Source organism: Caballeronia ptereochthonis (genome assembly GCF_001545075.1).
GTDB classification, from domain to species: Bacteria; Pseudomonadota; Gammaproteobacteria; order Burkholderiales; family Burkholderiaceae; genus Caballeronia; species Caballeronia ptereochthonis.
Genome location: NZ_FCOB02000066.1, coordinates 1 through 13,047 on the forward strand (window position 1 = coordinate 1; position 13,047 = coordinate 13,047).

12 protein-coding genes are annotated in these 13,047 nt (G+C 64.2%); 8 read left to right on the forward strand and 4 right to left on the reverse strand.

Going from position 1 to position 13,047, the window contains the following annotated elements:
• Positions 1–325: 325 nt before the first annotated feature.
• The 6 genes from AWB83_RS34970 to fba are packed head-to-tail and all read left to right on the forward strand — an operon-like array spanning position 326 to position 6,887.
• A complete protein-coding gene (locus AWB83_RS34970; protein ID WP_087050171.1) occupies positions 326–742 on the forward strand; it encodes a ribulose bisphosphate carboxylase small subunit in 417 nt (138 codons plus the stop codon).
• Between the two features lie 15 nt (positions 743–757).
• Positions 758–1,696 carry a CbbX protein gene (cbbX, locus tag AWB83_RS34975; RefSeq protein ID WP_087050172.1) on the forward strand — a complete coding sequence of 313 codons (939 nt, stop codon included), beginning with the start codon at positions 758–760 and terminating at the stop codon, positions 1,694–1,696.
• A gap of 10 nt (positions 1,697–1,706) precedes the next feature.
• Positions 1,707–2,801: a class 1 fructose-bisphosphatase gene (locus tag AWB83_RS34980; protein ID WP_087050173.1), complete on the forward strand. Its 1,095-nt coding sequence runs from the start codon at positions 1,707–1,709 to the stop codon at positions 2,799–2,801.
• 48 nt (positions 2,802–2,849) lie between these two features.
• Complete coding sequence (locus tag AWB83_RS34985) at positions 2,850–3,722, forward strand: phosphoribulokinase (protein WP_087050174.1); 873 nt, start codon at positions 2,850–2,852, stop codon at positions 3,720–3,722.
• Between the two features lie 37 nt (positions 3,723–3,759).
• Positions 3,760–5,805, forward strand: a complete 2,046-nt coding sequence (gene tkt / locus AWB83_RS34990) for a transketolase (protein WP_087050175.1) — start codon at positions 3,760–3,762, stop codon at positions 5,803–5,805.
• A gap of 44 nt (positions 5,806–5,849) precedes the next feature.
• A complete protein-coding gene (fba, locus tag AWB83_RS34995; RefSeq protein WP_087050176.1) occupies positions 5,850–6,887 on the forward strand; it encodes a class II fructose-bisphosphate aldolase in 1,038 nt (345 codons plus the stop codon).
• Between the two features lie 41 nt (positions 6,888–6,928).
• On the opposite strand, the gene AWB83_RS35000 is transcribed toward fba, so the two are convergent.
• Positions 6,929–7,144, reverse strand: a complete 216-nt coding sequence (locus tag AWB83_RS35000) for a PIN domain-containing protein (RefSeq protein WP_244197999.1) — start codon at positions 7,142–7,144, stop codon at positions 6,929–6,931.
• 58 nt (positions 7,145–7,202) lie between these two features.
• On the opposite strand from AWB83_RS35000, the gene AWB83_RS35005 reads away from it, so the two are divergent.
• Positions 7,203–7,901, forward strand: a complete 699-nt coding sequence (locus AWB83_RS35005) for a thioredoxin family protein (protein ID WP_244198000.1) — start codon at positions 7,203–7,205, stop codon at positions 7,899–7,901.
• Here the strand turns inward: AWB83_RS35005 and AWB83_RS35010 are convergent.
• Genes AWB83_RS35010 through AWB83_RS35020 form a run of 3 tightly spaced genes read right to left on the reverse strand, consistent with a single transcriptional unit; the run spans position 7,898 to position 11,936 of the window.
• Complete coding sequence (locus tag AWB83_RS35010) at positions 7,898–9,298, reverse strand: DUF6513 domain-containing protein (protein ID WP_087050179.1); 1,401 nt, start codon at positions 9,296–9,298, stop codon at positions 7,898–7,900. The genes AWB83_RS35005 and AWB83_RS35010 overlap by 4 nt on opposite strands.
• Positions 9,277–9,876: a flavoprotein gene (locus AWB83_RS35015; RefSeq protein ID WP_087050180.1), complete on the reverse strand. Its 600-nt coding sequence runs from the start codon at positions 9,874–9,876 to the stop codon at positions 9,277–9,279. The genes AWB83_RS35010 and AWB83_RS35015 overlap by 22 nt, the downstream gene beginning before the upstream one ends.
• On the reverse strand, positions 9,873–11,936 hold the full coding sequence (locus AWB83_RS35020; protein ID WP_087050181.1) for a sigma-54-dependent Fis family transcriptional regulator: 2,064 nt from the start codon (positions 11,934–11,936) through the stop codon (positions 9,873–9,875). The genes AWB83_RS35015 and AWB83_RS35020 overlap by 4 nt, the downstream gene beginning before the upstream one ends.
• Before the next feature lie 371 nt (positions 11,937–12,307).
• Between AWB83_RS35020 and AWB83_RS35025 the strand changes: the two genes are divergently transcribed.
• Positions 12,308–12,793: a dihydroneopterin aldolase gene (locus AWB83_RS35025; protein ID WP_087050182.1), complete on the forward strand. Its 486-nt coding sequence runs from the start codon at positions 12,308–12,310 to the stop codon at positions 12,791–12,793.
• Positions 12,794–13,047 lie beyond the last annotated feature (254 nt).

A 13,047-nucleotide genomic window follows, 5' to 3' on the forward strand; every position in this document is an offset into this window, starting at 1 on the left:
ACCCGATGGACCCATCGGCCGCGCAGCGGGCTGGAGCTTTTTGGTGCTGAACCAGTTCGTCTTGTGGTGCGATGGGGCAGACCGTGCGCGAGCCACGGTGCGTTGGTTCTTTGAGGGCGACACTTAGGGGCTGGGCCACGCCGAACGATGACGACGAGTCTGCCCGGGCCCAAGCTGCTTTCTTTGGTTACTTTCTTTGCAGCAGCAAAGAAAGTGACTGCCGCCCCGCACAGGGGCAACGCTAATAGACCACTAAGAATTCAGGATTCCACGAAAGCCCAGCCAAGTAAAAAAAACCCGACCACTACCAACTAAGGATCCCGAAATGAAGATAACGCAAGGAACGTTCTCCTTCCTCCCCCCCTTAACCGACGAAGAAATCTCCGCCCAAATCAATTACGCGCTGCACCAAGGCTGGGCCTGTTCGGTCGAATACACCGACGATCCACACCCACGAAACACATACTGGGAAATGTGGGGCTTGCCCATGTTCGACCTCCACGATGCCGCCGGCGTCCTGATGGAAGTCGACGCCTGCCGCAAGACATATCCACGTCACTACGTCAAGGTCAACGCCTTCGACTCGGTGCGCGGCTTCGAAACCATGCGTCTGTCCTTCATCGTGAACCGCCCAGAGGACGAAAAGGGCTTCCGCCTGGAACGCCAGGACAATGCAGGCCGCGTGCAACGCTACGCAATCCGCACCTACGCAACCGACCGCCCGAGCGGCGAGCGCTACTGATGAGAAGGAGAAACCATGAGCGCCGAAGCCACCCTCGAAGCAGCGCCCGATCAAGCCAGCGAGGCCCGCGCGACGCATGCCGACCTGATGGCGCTCTACCGCGAATCGCGCATCGGAGAAGTGCTCGCGGAGCTGGACCGCGATCTCATCGGTCTTGCTCCCGTCAAGACGCGCATTCGCGAGATCGCCGCGCATCTGCTCGTGGAGCGCGCCCGCGAAACGCTAGGCCTCGCATCCGGTGCGCCCACGCTGCACATGTGCTTCTCCGGCAATCCCGGAACCGGAAAGACCACCGTGGCGCTGCGCATGGCGCAAGTTCTGCATCGACTGGGCTATATCCGGCGCAATCATCTCGTCTCGGTGACGCGCGACGACCTCGTCGGTCAGTACATCGGCCACACCGCGCCCAAAACGCGCGAAGTGCTCAAGCGCGCAATGGGCGGCGTGCTCTTCATCGATGAGGCTTACTACCTGTATCGCCCGGAGAACGAACGCGACTACGGGCAGGAAGCTATTGAAATCCTGCTGCAGACGATGGAGAACCAGCGCGACGATCTCGTCGTGATTCTCGCGGGATACGAGTCGCGCATGGAGACGTTCTTCCGCAGCAATCCCGGCTTTCGTTCGCGCATCGCCCATCACCTCGTGTTTCCCGACTATGCGCCCGACGAGCTCCTGCAGATCGCCGAGCACATGCTCGCCGACATGCACTACCGCTTCGACGAGGACGCGCGCCGCGCCTTCGAAGAGTATCTCGCGCGCCGTATCCGTCAGCCGAACTTCGCCAACGCACGCTCGGTGCGCAATGCGCTGGATCGCGCGCGCCTGCGTCAGGCGAATCGCCTTTTCGCCGCCGCCGAAAAAGGCAGCGGCGCCGCCGACGCCGATGCGCTGATGCAAATCGACGCCAGCGATATCCGCGCGAGCCGCGTGTTCACCGATTCACCACTCTGAGGAGAGCGCGATGCTGGATGGACGCACGACCTTATCGAAGTTCCTGATCGACACGCTGGACCGCAAGCCCGGCCCCGAAGCGGCGAGCGGCCTGTCCGCGCTGCTGATCGACGTGGCCGCATCGATCAAGACGATCGCCGCTGCTCTGACACGCGGTGCGCTCGGCGGACAGCACGGCTCGGCGCAATCGATCAACACGCACGGCGAGGAACAGAAGAAGCTCGATCTCGTGACCAACGACATCTTCCTGCAGCATTGCGAGTGGGACGGCCTGCTTGCGGGCATGGTGTCCGAGGAGATGGACGGGGTGTACGCGATTCCGGAGCCGTATCCGCGCGGCGAATATCTGCTCGCGTTCGATCCGCTCGATGGCTCGTCGAACATCGATATCAACGGCGTGGTCGGCTCGATCTTCTCCGTGCTGCGACGAAGCGGCGACGCAAGCGACGTTGCGAGCGAAGCGTCGTTCCTGCGCCCCGGACGTGAACAGGTCGCGGCGGGCTACGCGATCTACGGCCCCTCGACCATGCTCGTGCTGTCCGTCGGCAACGGCGCGCACGGCTTCACGCTCGAGCGCGATGTCGGCAATTTCGTGCTCACGCATTCCGATATCCGCATTCCCGAGGACTCGTGCGAGTTCGCGATCAACGCATCGAACGAACGCTTCTGGGAGCCGCCCGTGCGCCGCTACGTTCAGGAATGCAAGGACGGCCGCACCGGCTGCCGCGCACAGGACTTCAACATGCGCTGGATCGCGTCGATGGTCGCGGAAGTACATCGCATCCTGATGCGCGGCGGCGTGTTCATGTATCCGCGCGACTTCAAGACGCCCGAGATGGAAGGACGCCTGCGCCTGCTGTACGAAGCGAATCCGATGAGCTTCATCGTCGAGCAGGCGGGCGGGCTGTCGATCACGGGGCGAGAGCGCATTCTCGATCTCGAACCGCGCGCGCTGCATCAGCGCGTGCCGGTCATTCTCGGCTCGCGCAACGAGGTCGGGCGCATCCATCGCTATCACGGCGAGTACGAGCGGGGCGAGGACAAGCCTTTCACCTCGCCGCTCTTCAACGAGCGCTCGCTGTTCCTGCCGGAAACGCCAGTGTGATCTTCACGAAGTGCGCTCATCAAATAATCGGCACAGGGAGGCAAGCGCATGTCAGTCAAGCATCCGATCATCGCGGTGACGGGCTCGAGCGGGGCCGGCACCACCACCGTCATGAAGAGCTTCACGCACATCTTCAGGCGTGAGAAAATCAATGCGCAGATCGTCGAAGGCGATGCCTTTCATCGCTACGACCGCCTCGGCATGCGCGAGGCGATGAAGCAGAGCGAGCGCGACGGCCTGCTCAACTTCAGCCACTTCGGGCCGGAAGCGAATCTGCTCGAGGAACTCGAGACCCTGTTCGAGACCTATGGCGAAACCGGAGGCGGCAAGTTTCGCCACTATGTCCACGATGAAGGGGAAGCCGCGCACTACAAGCAGGATGCGGGCACCTTTACGCCATGGGAAGAGGTCGCGCCCGGCACGGACATGATGTTCTACGAAGGCCTGCATGGCGCGGCCGTCACCGGCAAGGTGGATATCGCGCGCCATGCGGATCTGCTCGTCGGCGTGGTGCCGATCATCAATCTCGAATGGATCCAGAAGCTGCATCGCGATCAGACGATGCGCGGCTATTCGCACGAAGCCGTCGTCGATACGATCCTGCGCCGCATGCCCGATTACGTGAACTACATCTGCCCGCAGTTCTCGCGCACGCATGTGAACTTCCAGCGCGTGCCGACGGTGGACACGTCGAACCCGTTCACCGCGCGAGAGATTCCACAGCCTGACGAGAGCTTCGTCGTGATTCGCTTCGCAAAGCCGAAGGGCATCGATTTTCCCTATCTGCTGACGATGCTCCACGACTCGTTCATGTCGCGCCCGAACGTGATCGTCGTGCCGGGCGGGAAGATGGGGCTCGCCATGCAGCTCATCTTCACGCCGATGATTCTGCAGCTGCGCGACCGACGCGCACGCGCATAAAACGCTTTCCATCCATCGCATCAAAAGGAGGCATCTCATGAATGCCGTCGCAGAGGCGCTGCCTCAACTTCATCGCTCACCCGATACGCGACAGATGGCGAACGCGCTGCGCATGCTCGCCGTCGACGCCGTGCAGCAAGCGAACTCCGGTCATCCCGGCATGCCGATGGGCATGGCGGAGATCGCGGTCGCGCTGTGGGGGCGCTATCTGAAACACAATCCCGCCGATCCCGACTGGCCGGACCGCGATCGCTTCGTGCTGTCGAACGGTCACGGCTCGATGCTGATCTATGCGCTCCTGCATTTGAGCGGCTACGACCTTTCCATCGACGAGATCAAACGCTTCCGTCAGATGGGCAGCAAGACGCCGGGACATCCGGAAGTGGGCGTGACGCCCGGCGTCGAAACGACGACCGGGCCGCTCGGCCAGGGCCTGACCAATGCGGTCGGCATGGCGCTCGCCGAGGCGCTGCTCGCGCGCGAGTTCAATCGGCCGGGGCATGAGATCGTCGATCATCGCACGTACGTCTTCGCGGGCGATGGTTGTCTGATGGAGGGCGTGTCGCATGAAGCGGCATCGCTCGCGGGCACGTTGCGGCTCTCGAAGCTCACGGTGCTGTACGACGACAACGGCATCTCCATCGACGGACACGTCCGGGGCTGGTTCGCCGACGACACGCCGCAGCGCTTCGAAGCCTACGGCTGGAATGTGGTGCGCGCGGTGGACGGCCACGATGTCGGCGGCGTCTCGCGCGCGTTGCAGGAAGCGCGCGAATCGGATCGCCCGACGCTCATCTGCTGCAAGACGGTAATCGGCCGCGGCGCGCCGACGATGGCCGGCACGCACGACGTGCACGGCGCGCCGCTCGGCGCCGATGAAGTCGAAGCGACGCGCCGCGCGCTCGACTGGCCGCACGCGCCTTTCGAGATTCCGTCGTCGATTCGCGCCCTGTGGGACGCGCGCGAGGCGGGTGCGGCGGTGCAGGAGGACTGGAATCGTCGCATGGACGCGTATCGACGCGCGTTCCCGAACGAGGCCGCCGAGTTCGAGCGGCGCGTCCGCGGCGCGCTGCCTGCGAACTGGCGCGACACGGCGCATGCGCTCGTGCGCGATGCGGATCGCGCGCGGCAGACGGTCGCGACGCGCAAGGCGTCGCAGCTTGCGATCGAAGGCCTGGCGCGAGCGTTGCCCGAGCTGCTCGGCGGTTCGGCCGACCTGACCGGCTCGAATCTTACGCGCTGGAAGGAAGCCGTCGACGTCACGGCTGATGCGGAAAAAAAAGGCAACTACATCCATTTCGGCGTGCGCGAATTCGGCATGAGCGCGGTGCTCAACGGCGTCGCGCTGCATCGCGGCTATCTGCCGTTCGGCGGGACATTCCTCACGTTCTCCGACTATTCGCGCAACGCGCTGCGCATGGCCGCGCTGATGAGGACGCGCGCGGTGTTCGTCTTCACGCACGATTCGATCGGACTCGGCGAGGACGGTCCGACGCATCAGCCGATCGAGCATGCCGCGAGCCTGCGGATGATTCCCGGCCTCGACGTGTGGCGTCCCTGCGATACCGTCGAGACGATGCAGGCGTGGGTCAGCGCGGTCGAGCGCGACCGGCCTTCGTGCCTGTTGCTGTCGCGTCAGAATCTGCCGTTCGTGCCGCGCGACGAGGCGCAGATCGATGCGATCGAGCGTGGCGGCTACGTGCTCGTCGACTGGCCGGCGACATGCGAACGCGATGCGCGCCGCGTCGTGCTCATCGCGACGGGCTCGGAAGTCGCGCTCGCGCTCGCCGCCGTCGAGCCGCTGAAGGAAGAAGGCATTCTCGCGCGCGTCGTGTCGATGCCGTCCAGCACCGTGTTCGACCGGCAGTGCAATGCGTGGCGCGAACGCGTGCTGCCCGAAGGCGTGCCGCGCGTCGCGATCGAAGCGGGCGTCACCGGCTTCTGGCGGCAATACGTCGGACTGAACGGCGGGGTGATCGGGATCGACCGCTTCGGCGAATCCGCGCCCGCGAGCGCGTTGTTCGCGCACTTCGGCGTGACGACCGAGGCGCTCGTCGACGAAGCGCGCCGCGTGGCCGCCTGAGCACCGCCCGGGACTTCGCAACGCTATTTCAAGGAGACGTCACGATGGCTTTCATCGCATTGAGGCAGTTGCTGGATCACGCGGCGGAGCACGGTTATGGCGTGCCCGCGTTCAACGTCAACAACATGGAGCAGGTGCACGCGATCATGCAGGCCGCCGAGGCGACAGGAAGCCCGGTCATCCTGCAGGCGTCGGCCGGCGCGCGCAAGTACGCGGGCGAGCCGTATCTGCGGCATCTGGTGGTCGCGGCCGTGGAGGCGCATCCGGATATCCCGGTGGTGCTGCATCAGGATCACGGCGCGAGCCCATCTGTGTGCCAGCAGGCGATCCGCTCGGGCTTCACGTCCGTGATGATGGACGGCTCGCTCATGCCCGACCAGAAGACGCCCGCGGACTACGACTACAACGTGGAGGTGAGCCGGCGCGTCGTGGAGGCGGCGCATTCGGTGGGCGTGTCGGTCGAGGGCGAACTGGGCTGTCTCGGGTCGCTGGAGACCGGGCGCGCGGGCGAGGAGGACGGCGTCGGCGCCGAAGGGGCCTTGAGCCACGACCGCCTGCTGACCGATCCCGACGAAGCGCGTGCGTTCGTCGAGGCGACGGGCATCGATGCGCTCGCGATCGCCATCGGCACGTCGCATGGTGCGTACAAGTTCAGCCGCCAGCCGACGGGTGACATTCTGGCGATCGACCGCATCGCCGAGATCCAAGAGCGCATTCCGGATACCCATCTCGTGATGCACGGGTCGTCGTCAGTGCCGCAGGAATGGCTCGCGATCATCCGTGAACATGGCGGAGAGATTCCCGCAACCTTTGGCGTGCCGGTGGAGGAGATCCGGCGCGGCATCGCGAGCGGCGTGCGCAAGGTGAATATCGACACGGACATTCGCCTCGCGATGACGGGCGCGACGCGGCGGGCAATGGCGTCTGCGCGATCGGAGTTCGACCCGCGGCACGCGCTGAAGGCGGCGACGGCGGCGGCAAGAGATCTGTGCATTGAGCGGTTGGAGGCGTTCGGATGCGCGGGGCACGCGGAACGCATCAAGCCGATGGGCCTGGAGGCGATGGCGAAGAGGTATCACTGAGAGGGAGCGCCGCTCGTTGGCTCGGGACGGGTGGCGCTGCGTCAGGCTGGAATGGCCGCGTCAAGGTACGCGGAGCGTTCTCGGTCGACCGTCAGAAATCTCAAGTCTTCGGTGATCGCCTGTGCGACGAGCAAGCGATAGAACGGATCGCGGTGCAGGTCCGGCATGTGGCGCACTGCCTTCGCATGCTTGAGTTGAACCGGAAGTTGGATAAACGGATGAGCCTCGAACTCATCGATCGCGGATTCGATCGACATTTCCCGGATGGTGGCCGTGCTGATGTAAATCTGCTGAGCTTTGTCGATCGCGTCGCGTATGCGCGCGAGCCACGGCCGATCCCGTCGAGATTCGCCGCGCGGCGACCGAATGCCTGAAGCGAATACTCCGGATAACCAAGAAGAGATTTCATGCTATCCGAGCCGATCAAACCGCCAATATGCCGAACGGCCAATTGGGAGCTATCTCATGCCTACCGAATCTCCGACAGCAGAACTCGGTGCAGCAGCAACCGCATTCACGCTGCCCGCAACCGACGGCGAGACGCACACGCTCGACTCGCTGAACGGCGCAAACGGACTCGTCATCGTCTTCATGTGCAATCACTGCCCGTACGTGAAAGCCGTGATGCCGAATCTCATCCGCGACGCACTCGCGCTGAAGGAAATCGGCATCAACGTCGCAGGCATCAACTCGAACGACGCGACCGTCTACTCCGATGATGCGTTCGACCGCATGGTCGCGCTGGCAAAAGAGTGGAACCTTCCGTTCCCGTACCTGCACGACGAAACGCAGGAAGTCGCGCGCGCATACGGCGCGGTTTGCACGCCGGAATGCTTTGGCTTCGACCGGAACCTGCGATTGAGATATCGCGGCCGAATCGACGCCTCACGCAAGGAAGCCTTGCCCGATGTCCGTCGCGACCTGTACGAAGCGATGCGCGCGATAGCGGAAAACCGCGAGCCGCTGGAAGAACAATATCCGGCGCTCGGCTGCTCGATCAAATGGAAGCCCTAGGGCTTCTTCATCGTGGTCCCGGGCGCGTGCCACGCCGTGAGATCTTCTTCAGGCCGATCGACCTCGCATCCCCAGTCGAGCGGCTGGTCCTGATCGAAGCGCTTGCCGAGCTGCCAGGCGATTTCCGCGCGCGCGAGCTGCACGCCGAGGTAGAACGCGTGCCCGCCGTCGTTCTCGACCTTGAGATCGGGATACAGCGCGAAAGGATCGACCGCGACATGATGCCCATCGCGGTTATAGACATGAATGCCTTCTGCCGACACCTGCACGCGGAAATTCGGATCACGCACCGCGGCTGCGAGCGCGCCGATCTCTTCCGCGTCATAGGGAAACGGCCGCTTCGCATGCAGCGCGGACAGATCGCTTGAGATGCCCTTGGGCAGCGTCTGCATTTCGCGCGCGACATGCATCACGCGGCGCGCGACATCGGCTTCGCGCACCGCACGCCGGGCATGCAGGCTGACGGACGTCGTCAGTACCGCCGCCACGCGCAACTCCGCCGCCATGCCGAAGAGCACCGCATTGATGCCGCTCGTATCGGCTTCGGTCAGCTCGGTCACGTTGCCGACGCCCATCATGATCGGCACATCCGCATAACGCTCGCGCAGCGAAACATAACGCGCGATGGAGGCCGCGAGCCCGAACGGAATCGGATCGAGAATGGGGTCGGCGAGAAAGGCGCGTCCGCGCCTGCTCATCCCGTCGATCGCGCGATCGAGCGATGCGACGTCCGTCGGCTCGCGCGGCACGAGTATCGGCGTCGAGGCGATCTCGTCGGCGATCCATAACGTGTCGGCGTTCAGGCTCATCACGTAGTCCGCGCCCGCGCGCCCGCCGCGCACGAGTTCTTCCTCGCGCATCGAATCGACGCTCACGCGATAGCCCTGTTCCTTGAGCATGGCCACCGCATCCTCGAGATGCGCAAACGCCGTCTCCGGCAGGCAACCGATGTCGATCACATCCGCGCCTTGCCGCCTGTATTCGCGCGCGCGCGCTGCGATGCCGTCGAGATCGAGCCGGGGCGCATCGACGATCTCCGCGAAAATCTCCGTCTCGTAGCGCGACAGGTCGACGTGCCGCGCCTCGCGCCCGAAAAACTGCGGCAAGTCCTTCACTTCATCCGGACCGCGCTCGACCTTCACGCCGTAATGCGTGGTGAGGGCATCGAGATCGCCGCGGCATCGGCCGGGCACGATCATGCGGCTCGTGCCTTCGGTCAACGGCGCAGCGACGCGCCGGCGGATCATGTCGGCGGTCATCAGCCCCGCGACCTGCAGGCCGATCTCGCGCACTTCCCACGTAAAAGGCGACTTCTTCGCGACCGGCGCGATGCTTTCGAGCACTTGCTGAAGGCTCGGTTGAGCGAGCCGGCCGGTCAGGAAGACGATGTGTTCCATGCGAGCTTCAGGTCCGACAGGCGTTGATCGAGCGCGGCTTCCAGTTCGTCGAGCGAGCGGGCAACGGTGGTATGCGCGAAGCGCGCGAGCCGCTCGACGTTCTCGAACTCGATCGCGCGCGGCCTCACTTCGACCCATTCCTTCGGGGCCTGCGTGATGACGGAGGGCGCGGTATCGCATGCGAACACGATGCCCGGCACGCATTGCTTGCCGGCTTGCGCGTAGAGATTGGTGGGCAGCGTATCGGAGATGCCGAACGCGCATTTGGCGACGGTGTTGCTCGTCGCGGGCGCGATCACGAGCGTGTGATAGTCACCGTTATAGAGCATGCCGACGGGCACGCTGCTCGCGCTGTTGTCGCGAAACACCTTGAAGTGCTCGCGCAGCTTCGGGATGGGCCAGCCATAGAGCGGCAGCACTTCCTCGCCGGCCGCGGAGAGAAAGAGGTCGACGCCCGGCAGGCGCAGCGCGAGCGCAATCGATTCCTCGATCATATGACCGGAGCCGGTCACGCACCACGCGAAGCGCGCGTCGGGCTTGAACTCGTCGAGCCGGCGGGCGGGCGTGGGTTGCGTCATGCGTCGTCTGGATTGGGCGAATCGTGCGACAGGCGGATATGCAGCCGGTGCATCTTCCGATACAGCGTGTTGCGGCTGATTCCGAGCACCTTCGCGACGTTGCTCACGTTCCAGCGATGCTCGTCGAGCAACTGGAGCACCGTTTCGCGCTCCTTCACCTGGATCGCGTTGAGCGAGGACGTATCGGCATCCTCGGTGAGATGCGCGAGCGGCGCGCTCGCCGCCGGGCTCGGCGCGCGCGTGGCAGCGGTCGAACCCGCGCCGTTGACGATCTCGGGCGGCAGATGCGCGCAGAGAATCTCGGGGCCGTCGCAAAGCGCGATCGCCATTTGCAGCACGTGTCGCAACTGGCGGATATTGCCGGGCCACGCGTAGCTCAAGAGCGCGCCGCGCGCTTCGGCGGAGAGCGCGGGCGGATCGTCCGCTTCGGTTTCGAGAATGTGGCCGATCAATGCGAGCGCATCCGCGCGTTCGCGCAGGGGCGGCAGATTGATTTCGATGCCGTTCAGGCGGTAGTACAAATCCTCGCGGAACATGCCGTTCTGCACGAGCTCGATGAGATTGCGGTGGCTCGCGCTGATCAGCTGGAAATCCACCTTGACGGTGGTTTCCGCGCCGAGCGGCGTCACCTCGTGTTCTTCGAGCACGCGCAAGAGACGCGCTTGCAGGGCGAGCGGCATGTCGCCGATTTCATCGAGGAAGAGCGTGCCGCCGTTCGCCTGCACGATCTTGCCGCGCCGGCCTTCGCGCTGCGCACCCGTGAACGCGCCCGCGCGATAACCGAACAATTCGCTCTCGATCAGGTTCTCCGGCAGCGACGCGCAATTCACCGCGACGAACGCGCCCGCGCCGTTGGGGCTGATGCTGTGCAGCGCATTGGCGAACACTTCCTTGCCGGTGCCCGTCTGGCCGCGCAGGATGATCGGGATCTTGCGCTGGATCACGCGCGCGGCGAGCTGGATCTGCGAGGCCATGCGCGGATCGCCGAATTCCAGATGCGAAAGCTTGTCGAGACGACCGGTGCCGGACGATTCGCGCATCTCTTTCTTCGGTGCTTTCACGCGTGCGCCCGACGCTGATGGTTCGCGCGAGAGCGGATCGTTCATGAGGATGCGCGTCGCGCCGTTGGCGCCGTTGCGCGGTGTCTGCGCGGTGAGGAAGAAGCGGCTGTTCGCCTTCGCGCTGTAGACCGTCACGGGATGGAACGAGCCCCGGATGCTGCGCGCGATCATGTCCTCGAGCGATGCGTTGAACGCTTCCTCGATGCGCTTGCCGCACAGCTCGGCGGGCGAGCGCAGATCGAGCTGGAACAGGGCGCTGCGGCTCGCGGCGAGCACCACGCCGTCGTCGCTCACGGCGAGCTTGCCCGCGTGCAGCGTGCCGACGAATTCGGGCCGGCTGTGAAAGTGGACCATGTTCGCGTGCCGGTAGCGCGCATCGATCAGACGATTTTCGATCATCTGCCGCGACATGCCGACGAGCACGAGCGAATGCTGCTGCAGGAGCTTGGAGCGGCTCGTCACGTCGAGCACGCCGGCGACGTCGCCGCGTTCGTCGAAGATCGGCGCGGCGGAGCACGTGAGCGACGTATAGCGCGGATAGAAATGCTCGTGCTGGCATACGGCGATGCAATCGCGCTCGATGAGGCACGTGCCCATGCCATTGGTGCCCGCCTCGCGCTCGCTCCAGATCGCGCCGACGCGCAGGCCGTCCGCCGCGACCGCTTCGCCGAACGGCACCGACGACACCTGATGCACGATGATGCCGTCCGCATCGACGAGCACGACGGCGAGTTCCGGATCGGCGAGTTGCTGATAGAGCGTCGTCATTTCGAGCTTCGAGCAGGCGATGAGATCGCTCGCGGCTTCGCGGCGCTCGTTCAGCTCGTGCTGCGTGAGCACGGGCGGCATGACGAAGCGGCCGGGATCGAGCCTGAACTCGGTGAGACAGCGCAGCCACGATTGCGCGACCGAATCGCTGGCGCGGCGCACGGCCAGAGGGTTGTTGACGATATTCAGCACTTCCCGGACATGTGTGTCTACGTCAGCAAGCGACGACATGGGGGCGTGTCTCCGTTGCGCCGCAATCCGAAGCGCGCTTGCTCGCGCGTTCGTCCGGCGCCGAATCTGTTGTGTTTTCCGCTGGCGCTGCGGCGCTTTCCTTCTCGCTGCTTGGTTATTGCCTTTGCCAAGTTGCTTCTGTCCGCGCGCAGGCGCGCCTCGTGGTCGGGCCGGCGGGATGATGCGACTCCTGTCCGGGAGCCGATCCGGCCCGGTTCTCAAAAACTTTACATCCGATGACGCATTGGTTCAATAAGGAGTCGCATAGGGATGCACAAACGCGCCCGTTTTTTGCTTGCAGCTTACGGATACCTTCGGCGATGGGCGCCGGAGTTCGTCACCACGGGAGCCGCTTCGGGCGGTGAGAACATATGGGCCGATTCGAACCGATCCGCGAAGCTGTTCATGTTGCGCCGCAACCTGCGAGCGAGGCGCGTGCGATGGATATCGTCTATATCGAGGGGCTGACGGGGCAGACCGTGATCGGCATCGACAGGAGCGAGCTGCATGCTCCGCAGCCGGTGCGGATGAGCCTTGCGATCGGGGTGCCTTCGATACGTGCATGCGTCACTGATCGTATCGAGGATACGGTGAACTATGCTGCGGTGCGTGAGGCGATTCATGGATTGCTGGCGTCGCATGGCGTGCAATTGCTGGAGGCGCTGGCGGAACGCATCGCGCAGACGATCATCGCGGATTTTGGGGCGCATTGGGTCAGGGTGACCCTTGCGAAACCCGCCAAGTTCGATGATGTCGAGGCGGTGGGGGTTGTGATCGAACGGCGGAGAATCGTCGAGGATCGGCATGGCGCGGCCGTTTCGCTTGCCTGGATTGGGAGGGGGTATGTGCCGGAGTAACGGGTTTTTTTGCTGGTTGCTTCGGTGTTTGTGAAATCCTGAATTCTTAGTGGTCTATTGGTGTTGCCCCTGTGCGGGGCGGCAGTCACTTTCTTTGCTGCTGCAAAGAAAGTAACCAAAGAAAGCAGCTTTTTGGCCCAGGCAGACTCGTCGTCATCGTTCGGCGTGGCCCAGCCTCTAAGTGTCGCCCTCAAAGGACCAACGCGCCGTGGCTCGCGCACGCTCTGCCAAATCGCACCACAAAACTGACTGGT